Origin of the sequence: Martelella sp. AD-3 (genome assembly GCF_001578105.1) — a bacterium.
In the GTDB taxonomy this organism is placed as follows: Bacteria; Pseudomonadota; Alphaproteobacteria; order Rhizobiales; family Rhizobiaceae; genus Martelella.
This window is the reverse complement of record NZ_CP014275.1, coordinates 1,391,898-1,410,046: the sequence shown is the minus strand read 5'-3', so window position 1 is coordinate 1,410,046 and position 18,149 is coordinate 1,391,898. Positions and strand designations below refer to the sequence as shown.

At 59.0% G+C, this 18,149-nt stretch carries 14 protein-coding genes and 4 pseudogenes; 8 read left to right on the top strand and 10 right to left on the bottom strand.

All coding sequences use genetic code 11. The features are described from left to right. Position 1 precedes the first annotated feature (1 nt). Both AZF01_RS06570 and phnD read right to left on the bottom strand, forming a co-directional pair. Positions 2–1,813, bottom strand: coding sequence for an iron ABC transporter permease (locus AZF01_RS06570; protein WP_024709276.1), 1,812 nt, complete (start codon positions 1,811–1,813; stop codon positions 2–4). Positions 1,814–1,918: 105 nt separating this feature from the next. Beyond that, on the bottom strand, positions 1,919–2,881 hold the full coding sequence (phnD, locus tag AZF01_RS06565) for a phosphate/phosphite/phosphonate ABC transporter substrate-binding protein (RefSeq protein ID WP_051424123.1): 963 nt from the start codon (positions 2,879–2,881) through the stop codon (positions 1,919–1,921). 105 nt (positions 2,882–2,986) lie between these two features. Here phnD and AZF01_RS06560 point away from each other — a divergent pair, with 105 nt between their 5' ends. Both AZF01_RS06560 and AZF01_RS06555 read left to right on the top strand, forming a co-directional pair. After that, positions 2,987–3,664, top strand: coding sequence for a response regulator transcription factor (locus AZF01_RS06560; protein WP_024709274.1), 678 nt, complete (start codon positions 2,987–2,989; stop codon positions 3,662–3,664). Positions 3,665–3,698: 34 nt separating this feature from the next. Then, complete coding sequence (locus tag AZF01_RS06555) at positions 3,699–6,158, top strand: sensor histidine kinase N-terminal domain-containing protein (RefSeq protein WP_024709273.1); 2,460 nt, start codon at positions 3,699–3,701, stop codon at positions 6,156–6,158. 3 nt (positions 6,159–6,161) lie between these two features. Here AZF01_RS06555 and AZF01_RS24435 read toward each other — a convergent pair. The 6 genes and pseudogenes from AZF01_RS24435 to AZF01_RS23420 form a co-directional block, all read right to left on the bottom strand. Continuing rightward, positions 6,162–6,494, bottom strand: a pseudogene (locus AZF01_RS24435) (transposase); the annotation flags it as partial. A gap of 123 nt (positions 6,495–6,617) precedes the next feature. Next, positions 6,618–6,797, bottom strand: a pseudogene (locus AZF01_RS23425) (integrase core domain-containing protein); the annotation flags it as partial. Positions 6,798–6,864: 67 nt separating this feature from the next. Beyond that, positions 6,865–7,665 (bottom strand): IS21-like element helper ATPase IstB, encoded by an 801-nt coding sequence (istB, locus tag AZF01_RS06545; RefSeq protein ID WP_024706303.1) that lies wholly within the window; start codon positions 7,663–7,665, stop codon positions 6,865–6,867. After that, entirely contained in the window at positions 7,655–9,181 is a 1,527-nt protein-coding gene (gene istA / locus AZF01_RS06540) for an IS21 family transposase (RefSeq protein WP_024706304.1), read from the bottom strand. Before istA ends, istB begins: the two co-directional genes overlap by 11 nt. A 602-nt stretch (positions 9,182–9,783) precedes the next feature. After that, positions 9,784–10,830, bottom strand: a complete 1,047-nt coding sequence (locus AZF01_RS23870) for a hypothetical protein (RefSeq protein ID WP_152534553.1) — start codon at positions 10,828–10,830, stop codon at positions 9,784–9,786. A gap of 260 nt (positions 10,831–11,090) precedes the next feature. Continuing rightward, positions 11,091–11,195, bottom strand: a pseudogene (locus tag AZF01_RS23420) (HTH domain-containing protein); the annotation flags it as partial. 96 nt (positions 11,196–11,291) lie between these two features. Between AZF01_RS23420 and AZF01_RS06535 the strand changes: the two are divergent. Further along, positions 11,292–11,690 carry a VOC family protein gene (locus tag AZF01_RS06535; RefSeq protein WP_024708597.1) on the top strand — a complete coding sequence of 133 codons (399 nt, stop codon included), beginning with the start codon at positions 11,292–11,294 and terminating at the stop codon, positions 11,688–11,690. Positions 11,691–11,881: 191 nt separating this feature from the next. Here AZF01_RS06535 and AZF01_RS06530 read toward each other — a convergent pair whose 3' ends face one another. Both AZF01_RS06530 and AZF01_RS06525 read right to left on the bottom strand, forming a co-directional pair. After that, a complete protein-coding gene (locus AZF01_RS06530) occupies positions 11,882–12,442 on the bottom strand; it encodes a TetR/AcrR family transcriptional regulator (RefSeq protein ID WP_024708598.1) in 561 nt (186 codons plus the stop codon). 22 nt (positions 12,443–12,464) lie between these two features. Then, entirely contained in the window at positions 12,465–13,247 is a 783-nt protein-coding gene (locus tag AZF01_RS06525) for an SDR family NAD(P)-dependent oxidoreductase (protein WP_081725799.1), read from the bottom strand. A gap of 103 nt (positions 13,248–13,350) precedes the next feature. Between AZF01_RS06525 and AZF01_RS06520 the strand changes: the two are divergent. The 5 genes and pseudogenes from AZF01_RS06520 to AZF01_RS06500 all read left to right on the top strand — a co-directional run. Then, a pseudogene (locus tag AZF01_RS06520) lies at positions 13,351–13,659 on the top strand (Error-prone DNA polymerase 2); the annotation flags it as partial. A 619-nt stretch (positions 13,660–14,278) separates the two neighbouring features. Next, on the top strand, positions 14,279–14,752 hold the full coding sequence (locus AZF01_RS06515) for a molybdopterin-dependent oxidoreductase (RefSeq protein WP_024708601.1): 474 nt from the start codon (positions 14,279–14,281) through the stop codon (positions 14,750–14,752). Then, positions 14,749–16,104, top strand: a complete 1,356-nt coding sequence (locus AZF01_RS06510; RefSeq protein ID WP_024708602.1) for a sensor histidine kinase KdpD — start codon at positions 14,749–14,751, stop codon at positions 16,102–16,104. The genes AZF01_RS06515 and AZF01_RS06510 overlap by 4 nt, the downstream gene beginning before the upstream one ends. Beyond that, positions 16,097–17,101, top strand: coding sequence for a response regulator (locus AZF01_RS06505; protein WP_024708603.1), 1,005 nt, complete (start codon positions 16,097–16,099; stop codon positions 17,099–17,101). Before AZF01_RS06510 ends, AZF01_RS06505 begins: the two co-directional genes overlap by 8 nt. A gap of 67 nt (positions 17,102–17,168) precedes the next feature. Beyond that, entirely contained in the window at positions 17,169–18,143 is a 975-nt protein-coding gene (locus AZF01_RS06500; RefSeq protein WP_024708604.1) for a hypothetical protein, read from the top strand. Positions 18,144–18,149 lie beyond the last annotated feature (6 nt).

Below are 18,149 nucleotides of genomic sequence, written 5' to 3'. Positions count from 1 at the left end.
ATTACTTCCCCAACCCGTCAGAGAGCGAACTTCTGGTGAGCTTTTGCACGCCCAGCGTTCCGAAAAAGGCGATCGCGCAGATCATCAGCACGACCGCGTTGGCCGCCTGGCTGTATCCGTAGTCGACGAGACGGATGGCATAGGTGGTGAGGACGTCGGTGCCGGGAACGGCGAGGACGACGACGAGGCTCAATCCCTTCAGACCGGATATGAACGGCAGAAGGATGCCCGAGACCAGCGAGCCGCGCTGGATCGGAATGACGACCGAGCGCAACCGCCGGAACCACCCGGCGCCGACGATGCGCGCCGCGTCCTCGGGATCCCTGCCAAGCTGCATCATGGCGGTGATGCCCGCGCGGGATGCAAAGGGCATCTGGTCGGCGACGAGCGCCAGAAACAGAATGATCGACGTCCCGTAGAGCGCCGGCAGCGGGCCGCGTGGAAAGGCGAACATGACCAGATAGGCCGCGGCAAAGGCAATGCCGGGAACCAGATAGGGCATGAACGTGATCTGGCGCAGCAGTCCGCCGACGAAGGGGACCGGCGATCGCGCGACCGCGAAACCCACCAGCAGTCCGAGAATTCCCGAGCTGATCGCCGCTCCGCCGACGATGGTCACCGTGTTCCATGTCGCGGCCCAGAATTCCGGCGTGAGAAGAATACCCTGATGCAGTGCCGTCGTCTCGAGGTTGCGGCCCAGCCAGAAATCCAGGGTGAAGTTGTCCAGCGCGAAGACGCCGGGACGCAGCATCACCGTGGTCAGCCCCAATGCCAGAAGCGGAATGGCTGCACTGACGGTGAAAACGAGAAGAGCGAAGCCGGTCGCCGGAAGCCGCCACTTTCGCAACGGCGTCACCCTGTTCATCGCGCTTTTCGAACCGATCGTCTCGAAACGGCGCGCTTCCTTCAAAAGGCGCATGTCGATGAGAATGGAGACGGCGCCGAGCAGAACGATCGTTCCGGCCAGGACGGCAGCGACGCCGGTCTGGCTGGTGCTGATCGCGCGGAACAGCGAGGTGGCAAGAACATCATAGCCGACGGGAACCCCGACGATATAGGCCACGCCGAAATCTCCGAGGCATTTGGCGAAGATCAGTGTTGAAGCGGAAACCAGCGCCGGCAGCATCAAAGGCAATATTATGCGACGCGCCACGTCCCATCGGCCGGCGCCGAGAATGCGGGCTGAATCCTCAAGCTGGGAATCGAACTTGCGCAGGGCGTTTCCGAAAAGCAGGATCACGAAGGGCGTGTAGTGCAACGCCAGGATCAGCGTAATCGGCAGGAAGCCGTAGGCGAGCCAGTCCGGCGGCTCGAAGCCAACCGCCTCCGCCCAGCTGGTGGCGCCGCCGGTCGTCCGGTTCTTGAAAAGGGTCGTCCATGCCAGGGCAAAGGTCCATGACGGCAGCATGTAGGGAACGATGAGCGCGGTCGAAAACCAGCGTTTGCCCGGAAGATCGGTGCGGCTCAGGAGCCAGCCGAGCGGTGTGCCGACGACAAGCGCGACGACGATCGCACCCGCCGCGATGGTCGCCGTATTGAAAAGCGGCGTCCAGAAAACATCCCGGGCGATGGGTGAAAGCATGACCCGCTGGACGTAATAGGTTGTCAGCGCCCCCACCTCTTTTCCGGTGCGCGCCTGCTCGGCGTACTGAACCCGGAATGCATCTGCCAGCAACAGAAGGACGGGCGCGGCAATCAGGTAGAAGAAGAGTACAAGGAGAACGATGGCGAGCAGTCCCGCCGGCTCGTTCGCCGCAATGCGGCTGTAGTAAAGCCAGCGATGGATCCGGCTTTTGCCCCTGACTGCGGGCACAGTCGTCCCTGGTGGCGATCCCGTGAAAGATCCCATTGAAGTTTACCTCGGCTGTTGCGTGTGTGAGTAAGCGGCGCCGTCGGGCGCCTTCGCTTCGGCTAAGCTCTATTCCGCCATGGCGTTTGCCCTGACCATGACGTCGCGCACCGTCGCCCAGCTGTCCTTGAAGGAAAGCGGAATGAAATTGGTGTCGCCATTGAATTCCGCCTGCATCTCCGGCGGGAACAGAAAGCCGAAAAAGCAGCGTTCCAGGGCGGATGACAGCTCCGGATCGAGATCATGCGCATAGACAAACGAGGATGTCGGAAAGAGCGGGCTTTCATAAATGATCCGCACGCTCTCGGGATCGATCATGCCCCTGTCCGCCATGCGCTCGTAGACATCCGACGCGACGGCGGCCATGTCGTAATCGCCGGCGACCAGTCCAAGCAGGGACTTATCATGTCCGCCGGACATGATCGGTATATAGTCGATGTCGGGTCGCAGCCCCTGTTCGGGGAACAGGGCCCTGGGCGCGAGGTTTCCGGAATTGGACAACGGACTGGAATGCGCCACCCGCCCGCCAACAAGATCACTGAGCTTGTGATAGGGAGACCCCTTCCGCACCACGGAGATCAGACGATAGCCCCGGACCTCGTCGCCTATTCCCTTGGTCGCGAAAGGCACGGCGCCGGCCTCGCGAACGGCCGTGACCGTCGATCCCGTCGCGAACCCGGCGAAATGCAGCCGCCCCGATTTCAGAGCCTCGATTTCGGCGGCACCGGTCAAGACGGGATAGTAGACTATCTGTCGTTCGAGGCACTGGCTCAGGTGGTTGGTGAAAGGCTTGAAGAGCTCGGCGTAAACCGCCGGATCCTCGATCGGCGCATAGGCCCAAACCAGCGTCGGCGGGTTCCTCCACAGCGCCGGGTCGGCGGGAAGGTCGGCGACGAGATCATTGTTGCAGTCGCTGTATGGCGCCGCCAGATAGGGCCTCGCGCATTGCTCGGCATCGGCGCCCGCCATGGCGGCCGACGCGCAAACGGCAATGGCGCAAGCCAGCAAGCCTGTTCTTCCTGCGTTCGTCAAAGTATAGTCTCCTCCCGGGCCCGGAGAACTCGCGTGCGATTTCGCCTTGGCCCTTGGGAGAAGAGACTAGGCGGATTTTCTGTCAGAGTCCTGTCATGGGAAGAGATGCGAATACTATTAGTTGAAGACTCGGAAGACCTTGCCGACGCCATTGCGACAAAGCTGCGCCGCGAGGGGCACGATGTCGAACATGTCGGCGATGGCGAGCGCGGCGAGGACTATGCCATGAGTGACGGCTTTGATGTCGTCATCCTCGACATCAACCTTCCGAAACGCGACGGTTTTGAAGTTCTTTCGGCAATCCGTCACGGCGGAAGCAGGACGCCGGTTCTGGTCATGACAGCCCGCAACCAGATCGCCGACAAGGTGGGACTGCTCGATCTTGGCGCCGACGATTACATCGTCAAGCCCTGCGATCTCAGCGAGGTGACGGCGCGGGTGCGCGCGCTTGCGCGCCGCAGCAGCGGCATAACGACCGGCGAAATCGTTTTTGGCGATCTCAGACTGGACATGAACAACCGGGCGGCCAGCCTTGCCGGCGCGCCGCTCGAGCTCGGCCGCCGCGAATACGATATGCTCGAGGCGCTGGCCAAAGCGCCCGGCACGCCGGTCAACAAGGAGCATGTCGTAGTCAGGCTTTTCGGCCATGATGACGCGGGCACGCCCAATGCGGTGGAACTGCTGGTCTCTCGTCTGCGAAAAAAACTGCAGGGCGCCCAGGTCGAGATCATCACGCAGCGCGGAGTCGGCTACATCTTGCGGGAAACAAGCAGCCAGCGTTAAGACTTCTGCCGAAGAGGAGAAACCGGAGCAGGAAATGACCGACCGCCTTTCAATCCGGCAGCGGCTGGCGCGCCTTTCGATCGAAAAAGCGGTGATTGCAAGCGCCGGGTTCGTGTTTCTTCTCGCCGGGGCCCTGCTCTACAACACCGCCTACAGCAATGCCTACCGCGCCGCTGATGAAGCTTTCGACCGCGTGCTGGGAGCGGCGGCCCTGGCCATTGCTGATACCGCCGCCTATGAGAACGGCAACGTCATCGTCGATATCCCCTATTCGGCCTTCGCCATCCTGGGAACGACCCAGATGAACAGAATATTCTATCGGGTCGTGGCGCCGAACGGGTCGGTCGTCACCGGCTCTCCGGTTCTGGGCCTCGATATCGAGACGCCGCAGACCCCCTCCCTCAGGCTTTCGGACGGAACGATGGACGGCGAGCCGGTGCGCATCGCGGCAGTAGCGCGTTACAGAACCGACGCGACAACCGGAGATGCGGGATGGATTGACGTGCTGGTCGCCGAAACGCGGGAATCACGCAACGCACTGACCAGCCATCTTATCGTCGACTCGCTCGTTCCAGCGGCGGCCGTCGCTGTCGCCGCCTTTCTCCTTATGTGGGGCGGCATCCGCCTTGCGTTCCGGCCTCTACGCTCGGTGGCGAGGGTCCTGCGCAACCGAGCCCGCTCCGACCTCAGCCCGATTTCACGGGACGTCCCCAGGGAAATCGAAACGCTCGTCGTCGCACTCAATGATTTCATGGCCCAGCTCGCCTCGACGCTGGAGGGGTTGAGGCGCGTCACGGCTGATGCCGCCCATCAGCTTCGCACGCCACTTGCAGCGCTGCGCGCGCAGGCGGAGGTTGCGCTCGACGAAACTGATGCTGAGATCATGCGCGACAGGGTCGCAAGGATTCATCGCAACGCCGCCACCGCCAGCACTCTGGCAAACCGATGGCTCACTGACGCAACGCTTTTGCATAAACTCAAGATGAGGGAGGCGGAGACCGGCGACCTATCCGACTATGTCGAAGAAGCACTGAACCGCATCGGGAGCAATGGCGAGTTCGCAGAAGGTCTCCGTGAGGTTGAGTTCTCGCGCCCGGACCAACAGGTACTCATCGATGCCGATCCGGTCGGAATGATCGAAATGATCCGCAACCTGATCGAAAATGCCTTTCTGCATGCACCAGGCCCGACACGGGTGACGGTCACGACACAGAGCAGCGAGGCCGTGCTCACAGTTTGCGACAAAGGGCCCGGTATCGCGCTCGACCGCAGGGAAGCCGTTTTCGAGCGCTATGTGCGGGACCGGATGGACAGGCCCGGCTCAGGACTCGGCCTCGCCATCGCCCGTGAGGTTATCAGCGCGGCGCACGGAACAATCGAACTCGACGAAGCTGACGGCGGCGGATTGCGGGTGGAGGTCCGCCTTCCAATCCCAAATGCCTCCGGCGCAGACAAGACGCCCCGCAAGCCCTGGTTTCGGGCGGGCTGGATCAAGTTGCCGGCATTCGCGTTCCTGAGCCTGGCAGCGCTCTTGCCTCCGGCAGACCTGAATGCGCAGCAGCCGGAGCCGGACCTCACGATCGTAAGCACATTGCCGCGCGACAATATGCGTCCCCTACTGGACTGGATTGCCGGGCGCTTTCCCTCACTGGCCATCAACTACTCCTCGCTCCGCCCGCCGCAGATTGCCGCTTTGGTCAGAACACCGACCTTCGGTTCCGCTGATATCGTGCTTCTTCCTGTGCCGGATATTGCCGTCTCGCTGAGCAACAATGGCTTCGTCAGGCCACTGGTCGACTTTATAGCCTCGGCGGGACCGGACGGGCGCCCACCGCACTGGCGCAACGAACTCTTTGAAATGCATTCCGATCCCGCCGTCTTCGTCATCCGCAAAGAGGATACCATGACAACAGGTGACCTGCCGACGACAAGACTGGCACTCGCACGCGCCCTGGAGCAGTCACCAAGCCCCTATTACCAACGAATTGGTATCGTCAACGTTGGGATCGACAGCATCTCCTACCTTCTCGCCACACAAGATTCGCTTCGCTCAGCTCTGTCCTGGCGGCTGGCGCGTGATTTCGGAAGCGTACAGGCACGGATATTCGAAACCGGCACCGAGCTGCTCACAGCGCTTGCCGCCGGCGAAATCGATCTCGGATACAATATTCCCCTCTCCAGTGTCATCTCTGCACAGGTAGATGGAGCGCCGATCGACTATATAGAACCTCAGGACTACCTATTATCGGTTCCCTGGACAATCTTCGTCCCAGACAAGTCCACTCATCCGCTTGCTGCCTTCGTCGCCGCAGCGATGTTATCAGCGGAGGGACGCACGGTCTTTGCCAACGACGTTCTTGGGCTTACTGTCCGTGCTGCTGCGCCTGGAAGCGAGCAAAGAATAACTCTGGGGCCAGAGTTGCTCGTCTTTCTTGACACCATCAAACGTGGGCGCTTTCTCGACAACTGGTTTCAGCTTGTTACAACGGAATAGCAATGGCTTGCGCGCCGGACGGCGGCGCCCAAAACTGGCCACGGCCTTAGTCTTCGCCATGTTCAGAGCGTCGATCGCGTCTTCGGTCGCAGCGGCTTCGAGTTCTTCGAGCTGCAGCTCCATCTGGTCGATCAGCCGGACGCGACGCTCCGAGCTGTGGCCATAGTGTTCCCGTCGGAGTTCGGTGATCTCCGGCTTCAGATGCTTGATCATGGCCTGCTCGGTCGAGACCACCGCCCGGACCTGCGTCAGCTCGCTCTCGGCGGCCTCGGCGCGGGCCTGCGAAGCCGCAAGCGCGGCCCGTAGTCGGGTTATGTCGGAGGCGGTATTTGACATGGTCAAAGCACTCCATCCAGGACCGGAAATGCATAATAGAGGTGGCTCGGTTTATCTGAACAGTTTCGGGCGTTTTGCTAAGTGGATTTCCGCCTCGCTTATGCTGTGGCACGTTCATTGGTTTCAGCGCGTTGAAGTAGCCTGATCCGGGGTCTGCCGGTCAAGGGACGAATGCGGGCGTCGGATGTTGTAGAAGGTCAGATAGCGGCCGATGCCAGCGCGGGCCTCGGACACGGTCTTGTAGGCGTGGAGGTAGACCTCCTCGTATTTGATCGACCGCCAGAGCCGCTCGACGAAGACGTTGTGTTGATTTGCGCTGAGAACTGACCCGGGATTTGCGCCGAGAATTGACCCGCCTTTATATAACGTTCTATTCGGTTGTCGTGGTCAAGTTCCTCCGTCTCTCCTTTGTTGTTTTGGTTTCATGAGCTGAGCTGTTCTTGAAGCGAAAGCTGTCGTTTCCGGTCTCGAGGATATGGCAGTGGTGGGTAAGGCGGTCGAGCAGCGCGGTGGTCATCTTGGCATCGCCGAACACGCTGGCCCATTCACTGAAGCTGAGGTTGGTGGTGATGATTACGCTGGTGTGCTCGTAGAGTTTGCTCAGCAAATGGAAGAGCAGTGCGCCACCTGAGGCACTAAACGGCAGATATCCCAGTTCATCCAGAATGACGAGATCGGAATGAGCCAGGCGATTGGCGATCTGACCCGGGCGGCCTTGGGCCTTCTCCTGTTCCAGCGCGTTGACCAGTTCGACTGTTGAGAAGAACCGAACCCGCTTGTGGTGATGCTCAATGGCCTGAACGCCGATCGCGGTGGCAATGTGCGTTTTACCTGTACCGGGACCGCCGACCAGAACGATATTGTTGGCGGCGTCGAGGAACTCGCAGCGATGGAGCTGGCGCACAAGCGCTTCGTTGACCTCACTGCTGGCAAAGTCGAAGCCGTTCAGATCACGGTAGGCTGGAAAGCGTGCGGTCTTGAGCTGATAGGCAGTCGAACGGACTTCCCTCTCGGCGGTTTCGGCCTTGAGGAGTTGTGACAGGACGGGGATTGCCGCTTCGAATGCCGGCGATCCTTGTTCGGTGAGCTCGCCGACGGCTTGGGCCATGCCATGCATCTTCAATTGACGCAGCATGATGACGATCGCGCCGCTTGCGGGGTTATGGCGCATGGCGAGCCTCCGTCTTTCTCAGGGTGTCGTATCGTTCAACATTGGCCTTGGGCTCATTGGTGAGCGTCAGGGCTTGTGGTGCATCAATGGTGAGGGGCGTACAGGGTTTACCGTCGACGAGGCGATGCAGCAGGTTCAGTACATGCGTCTTGGTCGGAACGCCTGACTTCAGCGCCAGGTCCACGGCCGAGAGCACCGCTTGTTCATCGTGCTGAAGGACCAGCGCCAGAATATCGACCATCTCACGATCACCACCCGGCCTCTTGAGCAGGTATTGCTGTAAGGATCGGAATGCACCGGGGAGTTCGGCGAATGGCGCGCCATTGCGCAGGGCACCTGGCTTGCGTTGCACCACCGCCAGATAATGCCGCCAGTCGTAAATCGTCTGTCCCGGCCGGTCATGGGATCGATCGATGACGCGGCGATGCTCGCAAACGATCTGACCTTCTGCAGCGATCACAACACGTTCCGGGTAAACCCGCATGCTCACCGGCCGGTTGGCGAAGGATGCCGGGACGCTGTAGCGATTGCGTTCCAGATGCACGAGGCAGGTCGGTGTGACCCGTTTCGTATATTCGACAAACCCGTCGAATGGCCGGGAGAGAGGCATCAATACCTGAGCCTCCTCAGCCCAGATGTCGGCGATGGTGCCGCGCATCTGACCATGCGGGGTCTTGGTCCAGAACTCCTTGCAGCGAAGCTCAAGCCAATCGTTCAGGGCTTCCAATGACGGGAAGCGGGGTATGGGTTGGAAGAATCGATGGCGTGCATCCTGCACATTCTTCTCGACCTGTCCCTTCTCCCAGCCGGATGCAGGATTGCAGAACTCGGGCTCAAACACATAGTGGCTGGCCATCGCCAGGAAACGGACGTTGACGTCGCGATCCTTGCCACGGCCGACCTTGTCGATCGCCGTGCGCATATTGTCGTAGATCCCACGTCCTGGAATGCCGCCGAAGACGCGGAATGCATGATTGTGGGCGTCGAACAGCATCTCGTGCGTCTGCAGGAGGTAGGCCCGGACGATAAAGGCGCGGCTATAACTCAGCTTGGTATGCGCTACCTGCAGCTTGGTGCGCTCATTGTCGATGATGGCCCAATCTTCAGACCAGTCGAACTGGAAGGCTTCGCCCGGCTCAAATGCCAGAGGCACGAACGTTCCGCGCCCTGTCGTCTGGAATTCCCTTTGCCGGTCCGCCTTCCATTCCCGGGCAAAGGCTGCAACACGGCAATAGGAACCCTCATAGCCGAGGCTCATCAGGTCGGCATGGAGTTGCTTCAAGGTGCGCTTTTGCTTGCGGCCCTTCTTTGACTCCGTCTTCAGCCAGGCCGACAGCCGATCCGCATACGGATCAAGCTTGCTCGGCCGCTCCGGGACTTTGAACTTCGGTTCAACGCCGTCAAGTCGCAGATATTTCCGGACGGTATTCCGGGATAGGCCGGTCCTGCGACAAATCTCCCGGATCGATAAATGCTCTCGAAAATGCCAGCGCCGAATTACGCTCAATAACGCCATGTCGATCACTCCAGAACCCCCGCTTGAACCTCGCGAGGGGTGATTGAAACATGGGTCAAATCTCAGTGATAATTTCCCGCAATCCCGGGTCAGTTCTCAGCGCAAATCAACAATCGAAGCTATGCCGCAAGATTTACGTCACCAGATTGATGTGATTGTCATTAATCTCTCGCATAAATGAAGAGCCAAAACGCGTACATGATTCCATCCTTGATAGCCGTGAAACATAATCTGTGACGTCGAGTACTAAGGCCGAGGTTCGCTTTGCTCATAGCCATTTGCAGACATTCGATTCATCCACTACGAATGACGGCAATGGGCCGCAAAGCGCCACAGCGTCCAGTGACGGCAAATGTCCGCATAGCCTGATCTTCACTCTTAACCAGACAGTCCCCTCTCGGCCCTTTTCTGCCGGTCAGGAAAGCGCCCCCGTTTCGGTCATTCTGCTGTTCGCGACCTCATCCCGAAAGCCGCCGTTCGTCTGCCTCGCAGCAAAGGTCCAAGAGGGGTGGGAAGCAGACGCTTATTGCGACTTGCACGAGTGACTGCTGTGCAAACTTTATTGCCGTTCAGATGAGCGGATCGAAAGGAGCTCCACCCAATCAGCCATCTTGAGGCAAGATCGCTCTGTCAAAGTACTCTGACCCACCATAGCCAATCAACGATCCTATTACGAATGCTCCGAAGAAGTCCTCAACAGTAATGAACCCTTGTGTGCCGGATTTTCTTGATAAAGCGATTGCCGCAATGAGGCTCATAATCACAGATGCGCCAGCTGAAACTATTGCCGACTGAACTTCAAATGCTGATCCGTTTTGTAATACGCGCGCGATTGAGCCAAGAATTCCACCAAAAATCGATCCTGTAATCATTGATGCCAAAGGTGGTTTCATATCGAAGTATGACGTTACAACTTGGGTCCTTTCTTCACCGCCAATTATGTATCGAATTTCTGTACTCAGATTTATTCGCTGTGGAGTAAAGAATAACCACCCATTTGACATAATTGAGAAATAGGCGACCTTGTCGCAGTGTGGTCGAATCAGATGCGTTTCTGGCTCATCAGGGGAATCGTCAGGTGTGGAGGAAGCGATGGTAAGCTTTGCGTTTTCTGATGCAGAGATTGACACCTCATCAAAGTCTGACAAGTCCCTTTCAATTCTTGTGTCCGAGCCGGGCTCTGCACTCAGCATAAACCTTCGAGGTTTGTCAAAGAAGCTGGCGCTTACCCCCAACCCAGCAACGCTCACAGATGAAACAAGGAGGCCAGATATCAAACTCTCGGCGATATAGCCCTCCTTCTTTGTCCTTTTAACAGGGGTATCATCTACAAAAGCTGAACTATCTGCTTCAGACTGTTTCTGAGGCGGTTTTCCGCTCCCATTCATTACCCTGCGAACAAGTGAGGATTGTGGCGCCAAGATCTCGAGAATTTCCACATCAACAGGAAAAGGATTGTGCACCACAACTCGAACCACGCTTGGCGAGCCGGCTGTATGGGTCTCCTCTGGAATTTTTACCTCGAGTTTGCCGGAATGCTCTGTCGCGGCTGTTTCAACCATTGGTACTTGGCACCTTTTAACAATACATATCTGAGTCACGAGGAATTTCTTGAAGAAGACAATCGCTGCAATTGCAGCTTCATGCAAGATGGGCTCACAGCCGACATTCGTTGCGATTTTCGTAGACGGCGGCAAAGGACAGGAAACGCCCGCGCATCCGGAGTCGACGAATGTCAGCTAAACGCGATCGGAGCACGCGAGCCGACCGTCTCCTCACGGCCCCCTTGTTGCCGGTCAAGAAAGCGCCCCCATGCCGGACGTAGAGAGCGTCCCCTGAAGTGCCCGAAAGCCGGCATGCCTTTAAGGCGACGTTATGTTGGAGGCCCGCCGTTTCACGGGACATGTCGTCGTCTGGAGACTTCCAGTTCTTCGGCGATCGCAGCCGCCGTCACCACCCGCTCCGAACGTCGCAATATCTGGATGATCTGAAACAAACGGTCGGCCCGGCGCATCACTACTGACTCCTGCTGCCATAATGATGGCAACAGGGCTGTGCGACAAGCAACTTGTCGTAAATTCAAGGATCAGCCCTCAAACGGATGTCAAAAATTAAACTCGCTTCAGTCCGCCTCATTGCAGCCGATCTCAAGACAGTGGTCGCATTTTATGAAATGATTACTGGCGTCAAGGCCGAATGGCTCGCGCCGGTCTTTGCCGAAATCGTCTGCCCCGGTGCGACGCTGGTAATCGGCGCGGCCGAAACAGTCGCACTTTGGAAAGCAGGAAGCGGCGAGGCGGGATCGAACCGCACCGCCTATCTGGAGTTTCAGGTCGGGGATATTGATGCCGAATTCGAGCGGCTGAAAGACAGGGTGCCATTGGTGCACGAAATGAAGACGATGCCCTGGGGCAACAAGACGTTCCAATTCCGCGACCCGGCAGGAAACGTAGTATCGTTTTACATGCCTGAAACGGAGGCAGCCAGGGAACGTTTCGCCTCAAGATAGATCTTGCGATCGAGCACGTCATTGCAAACGCCAAGTGTTTGTCTTCGACAGATCGAGCCCGGACTCTGAAAGGCAGACATGGTGATGGGTTTCGTACGCCTGATGGCACCCGAAACCCATCACCATGTCTGCCGTTCAAGTCACCTCTCCGATTTACTGAAAACAGACGGTCCGCACGCGCGCCGGAAACATCAGTCGGAGAAAACGCCGTCCTGATACGCCTGGATGGCCTTCTCGAAGTTAGGGCGGGGATCGTCGCCAGTGGCTGCGAAGTCTTGCAGCGCGAAGCGAACCGCGCTCGTGATGGCCGCCGCAGCCAGGCGCGCCGCCATCGAGCCTTTGTCGATCCTCATCTTTTTTGCGACTGTGGCTACGAGATGCACCTGGCTGTTGTCGATGGTGTCAAGGAACACGGCCCAGGTGACCGGGTCGCCGAATATGGCGGGATAGAGAGCCATGCTGCGTTCCCGATTGTCATTCCATATCACCTCGGCGAAGGCATCGATTGTCGCCTGCGGTAAAGGCATATCCGATTGATCGACCAGTTCTCTGAACTGTTTCGCCCCGGCCTCGAGGGCCGGACGTATAGACTGCTCCTTAGTCGAGAACCAGCGATAGAACTTGCGCTCGTTGATACCTGCCGCCTCCGCCAACTCGGCAACGCAGGTGGCAGGTGGCCCTTTCAAGGCGAATACGCGTAGGCATGCCTCCGAGGCGATCCGGACCTGCTCTTCGTCTCTTGTCCTGGGCACTATGTCCTCGCTTCGCTGTCGATCACGGCAGGTTGAATGAGAGGCCTCCGTCGACGTTGAAGGACTGCCCGGTGACCCAGTGAGCGTCTTCGCTGGTCAGGAACATCACCGTGGGGACCGTATCCTCCATGGTCGCCGGGCGCTTGATGCTCTGCATCTGGGCCACGGCTTCGCCTTCGCCTTCGTGTCCGCTCTGGGCAATCATCATTGTCGGCGTGTAGGCGGGGCTGATCGCGTTTGCGGTGATCCCCGCATTGCCCAGGCTACCGGAGAGCGCGCGCGTCAGCCCGATGACCCCCATCTTCGATACGCGGTATGCGATGTTGACGTCAATATTCATCTGCACCGTCAACGAACTCATGTTCAGGATACGACCGTACCCGTTACGCTTCATGATCGGCGTGACGGCCTTCGCCATCAGGAACTGGCTGTTCAAGTTCACATTGAGCACCTGTGAGAAGCGCGCGAAGTTGAGCTCGTCCCAGGTCTCGGGGTCAGCGATCCCGGCATTGTTGATGAGGATATCGATCTGATGGAATTCGTCGTCCACCGCTGCTGCCATTGCTAAGACAGCCTCAGGATCGGTCAGATCGATCTGAAACCCGCGGAACGTACTCCCGAGCTCGGTCACCTTCTGGTTCGTCTTCGAAAGGTCAAGCAGATCGACACCCACCACGGTCGCACCGCGTGCGGCGAGACCGAGACTGAATGCCTGGCCGAAACCACGAGCTGCGCCGGTGACGATGGCGATACGGCCCTCGTGCGTGCGGTGCACAGGCGTTGAGGACAAAGATGCTTTAGACATAAGGCTCCTCCCATGATCGATTGATTATGTCAGTTAGTGACATTATATGCGCGAGTCTAACGTGACAAGCCTGATCAAGAGATCGAGCGACCTTCGTTCCCGTGAAGGTGCGGCCGAGCGCTATCCCGAAGGCCTGCCCGACAAGGTGAGGTCCGATCTCGGCCATGAGCTGGCTCTGATCGAGAAGCTGGACTATGCGCCGTATTTCCGGACGGTGAATGCGATCGTCCGCTTTGTCCGCTCCAAGGACATTCTCTGTCGGGGTCGGGGATCGGCGGCCAGCTCTGCCGTCTGCTATGTGCCTGGCGTGACCTCGGTTGATCCCGATCGCAATGATCTCCTGTTCGAGCGCTTCGCATCGGAAGAACGGCGCGAGCCGCCGGACATCGATGTCGATTTCGAGTACGAACGTCATTGACGTCAGCAGCACCGTTAAGGTGCTCGCAAAAATGGGCGTGAGGATATAATTGCCTGGCGCCCGGCGGCGCAGGCCTTCCAGCACAATGCGGATCTTTTCTTCCGCAGAATAGAATTTACGTGTGGCCCGGCGGATATCCTTGATCGCCTTGTCTGCGCTCGGCTTCTGCTGCCCGGATTTCTGTCTCATCTTCGCTTCTTTTGCGTGCGCTATGATGAGCCAAATTCCTCCCTTATCCGTTAAGCATGATCTGTCTCAAAGGCGTTGAGACGGAAAATCTTCATCAGAAGCCGCGCCGATCTGGACGGAATTCCTCCGCAACCTGACCATACGCGGGCTACGGCTGGTTTACACCGAGCCGTTGAGAGACTTCCGACACCGGATAGCCTCGTTCCGGGATCTGACGAACGGTATCGACTTACTCATGGTCGCCTGTCTACAATTCGCGGGGCTATTCAGGGAATACCTCTAGAAAGACGGCCAAAGCCGTTAACGGCGGGAGGGCACTGACGCCGCCTGATTGCAAGATAGTCGTGAAGGCAACCTTCTACTTGAGATAAATATTAGGTAACATAATTCAGGAAAATAAAACTCGCTGCCTTTGGAGAGGAAGTTGAGAAAGCGGGCATTTCTTCTTTGCGCAGTTATTGCCGCCATTCTGCTGGCCTGCAATCCGCTGAGGGCTGATGACAGCGTCCTGATGATTTCGACTGAGGATGGCGAGAAAGGCTACAGTCGGCCGATGCTGGCGGCCTTTCCCCAGCATCGGCTTGAAACCCACACCAGCGTGACCGACGGCCCCCAGATCTTTTCCGGGCCGCTGATGCGCGAGCTCCTTGCGGATGCAGGTTTTGACGGCGACAGCGTGCGGGCGCGAGCGCTCAACGATTACGAGGTAACGATCCCGACCAGCGATTTCGAACGGTTCGACGTCATCGCCGCCATCACCATGAATGGCGAAGAGCTGACGCCGCGGGACAAGGGCCCGGTCTGGATCGTCTACCCCCGTGACGATGCTTCCGAGTTGCAGGATATTCGCTACGACTATCGCTGGGTATGGCAGCTCGATCGGCTTGAAACGCCATGAAACAGGGCTGGATGTGGCGTTCCGGTCCGCCGACCGTCGTGCTCCTTGCCTTCACCGGACTGGTCGTCTTCGGCATTATCCGGCTCGTCGCGATCGAAAAGACGATGCGGATCGACAATGCCACCAATATGCTCTGGGTGATCACTCAAAGCGAGGTCGAGGCTCTGCGGCTGAAGGTTCAACTCATGGAAACGCCGGAGGATGGCGAGGCCATAGCCCGGCGATACGATCTTCTTTCGAGCCGGATAGCCCTGCTCTTTGACGGCCCGCAACTGCGCTATCTCGACGATCGCGGCGTTCTGGAGAACTTCGAACAGGAGGCCGCAGCCGTCAACCGCTTCGATCCTGAACGGGACGCGGGTTCCGCCTTTGCACGGCGTGAACTCTCCTTCGCGCTGGAAAAGCTGGAGCGGACGCTTAACCGGGCGGCAAACCGCACCATGGTGGTGGAGTGGGACAACCTCTCCCTAAGGCTTGAGCGCTACCGAAGCGCCGTTGGCCAGGTGGTCTACTCCCTTCTCGGCGTCATGGCCGCTGCCATCTATCTCGGCTGGCGCATCGTGACCGACCAACGGCTGAAGTTCGAGGCACAGGAACTGGCGCGCCGTTCGAAACGGCTTGAGCAGGACCTCGACCGCGAAAGGGCAACCGTTGCCTACTGGCGCGATTTCGCTGCCGTCGTCTCCCATCAGTTCAGAACGCCGCTGGCCGTCATCGACAGCGCGGCGCAACGGCTGCTGCGGCGCGGACGCAGTCTCGACAACGAGGCGCTGGCCGAAAAGCAGAAGACGATCCGCGACACGGTCGCCTCGCTGGACCGGCTGGTTGATGCCGCACTGCTGGTGGGTCAGCTCGATAACGGGCTGAAGCGGGTCGACGCCCGGTATGTCGATCTGGTTCCGGTTGTCTTCGGCCTGGTCAAGGACATGCAGATCCGTCTTGGCGAACGCAAGATCAGGTTTCTGAGCAACGACACGTCGATATCCGCCTACTGCGATCCGCAACTGGTCATCCACATTCTGATGAACCTGATCGATAATGCCGCCAAATATTCAGGCGACACCGCGCCGATCAAGGTTGAGCTGGCGACGCGCGACGGACTCGTCTCCTGCTCCGTCCGGGATTACGGATGCGGCGTCGCGATCGAGATGCGCGATAAGCTGTTCGAGCGCTTCCGCCGCGGTTCGGCAGATCGCCCGCCGGAGGGATCGGGCATCGGCCTCTGGACAGCCCGCCGTCTCGCCGACCTCTTGGGCGGGCGCATTCTGCTTGAAAGCGAACCCGGCGCTGGCGCGACGTTCACTCTTTTGCTGCCGAACGAAAAAAAACCGGAGGACCGTGGCGATGCATGACCGGCCCGTTATCCTGGTCTGCGAGGACGAACCCGCCCTCCTCGACGATATCTGCGCGGAACTTGACGAGGCAGGCTATGTCCCGGCGCCGGTGCGCAACGGCAATGCCGCGCTCGAAGCGCTCACAACGCTCACGCCCGACCTCATCCTGTGCGACATCGCCATGCCCGGCCTTGATGGCCGGGCCCTGCTAAAACATATCAGGCAGAACCGAAACGACCTGTCTCACGTACCCTTCCTCTTCCTCACAGCCTTTGCCGAGCGCTCGGACATTATCACCGGGAAGCGATCCGGTGCGGATGACTATCTGGTCAAGCCGGTGGACTACGAGATGATGCTGGCAACGCTCGCCGCTCATCTCAGACAGGTAGAGCGGGTGACGGGATATCGGATCGAAGCAACGAAAAAGGCGCTTGCCGAGCGTGATTCCGGCAGGTTTTCAGCGCTTGAAACGCTCTCGCAGGCCCTTGTCCTGATCGACGCGGATATGGGCGTCATCCATGCCAATGCCGCGGCGCTTCAGCTTGCAGAAACCGAGGACCCCATCCTGCTTGCCGAGACGATGGCACTGGCGCGCAACAACGGGCGGCTCCGCCATGCGGTCGAAAGCCTGTTTGACAGCGACCGCGATACGATCGGCGCCGTCAAGGTTGCCATGCCGGACAGCATCCAGAATTTCATCCTTCTGATCGGCCGGGTGGCGGATGAATGCTGTGGACGGCCCGCCGCCATGGTGCTGATTGTCGATCCGGAAAACCGGCACATGCCCGAGCCGGGCCTCCTGCAGAAGGCGCTGGGGCTGACGCCGAAGGAGGCGGAATTTGCCGCCCTTCTCGCCAAGGGACTGAGGCGCGACGAAATAGCCGAGATCATGGGCGTCTCGCAGACCACGATCGCCTATCACCTGAAGAACCTCTTCGCCAAGACTGCCACCAACCGGCAGAGCGATCTCGTCGTCCTGCTCTGCTCGCTAGCGAGCCTTTCCCCCTGCAAATAGAGGGGGCGGCAGGTTTCAGCCCTGCGTAAACTGCGCACATGCTCAAATTAGGGGATGTGAGCGTCGCATGTGGGATTTCTCTGTCACCAAAAGCCTTGTCATCATGGGGCGAACCGCGCCTTTCATCATTTTCAGGGTCATTGTCTATTTCGTGATCGCTGTGTTCTTCGTTGCCGTCACGGGGACGGGCGCCGGCCTCGGTTATGCTGTGGCGGGCTTTGGCGATGCCGGACAGCGTGCGACCGGCGCCCTTTGGGGCGGAGGCATCGGCTTTGCGCTGACGGCGGGCGTGATTTTCTTCATGCGAGAATACCTGCTCTATGTGGTCAAGGCCGGCCATATCGCTGTCATGGTCGAGGCGCTCGACGGCAGAAGCCTTCCGCGCGGGCAGAGCCAGATCGCCTATGCGCGCACCATCGTCGCGGATCACTTCGGTCAGACCTCGGTGCTCTTCGGCATCGACCAACTGGTGAAGGGCGTTTTGCGGGTCGTTACCGGTCTCCTGGAAGGAATCCTGACCTTGGTGCCGATCCCGGGCCTGAACAATATTGCTGGATTGATCCGCGGCTACCTCAAGATTGCCGTCGGCCTGCTCGACGAGGTGATCCTCGCCCACGCCTTCCGCCATCGCAGCGACAATCCGTGGGCCTCCGCGCGCGAGGCCCTCGTTCTCTATGGCCAGAACGCAAAGCCGATGATGATCAACGCAGCCTGGGTGACACTGTTCGTCTACGGACTTTCCTTCATCGCCTTCCTGCTCATGCTCGCACCGGCAGCCGCCGTCGTCTATCTCATTCCAGGCGCCTGGTCGGCGGGCGGCTTCATCTTTGCCATCCTCTTTGCCTGGGCAATCAAGGCGGCCCTGATCGAGCCCTTTGCCATCGCCTGCCTGCTGCAGGCCTTCTTCAAGGTGACCGACGGGCAGCAGCCCAATCCGGCATGGGAAGCAAAGCTCGACGGTGCCTCGGAAAAATTCAGAAAAATGGGTCAACAGGCGACCGCCTGGATGGGCGGTCATACCGGGACGGGTGCGAAAGTTTGAAAATGT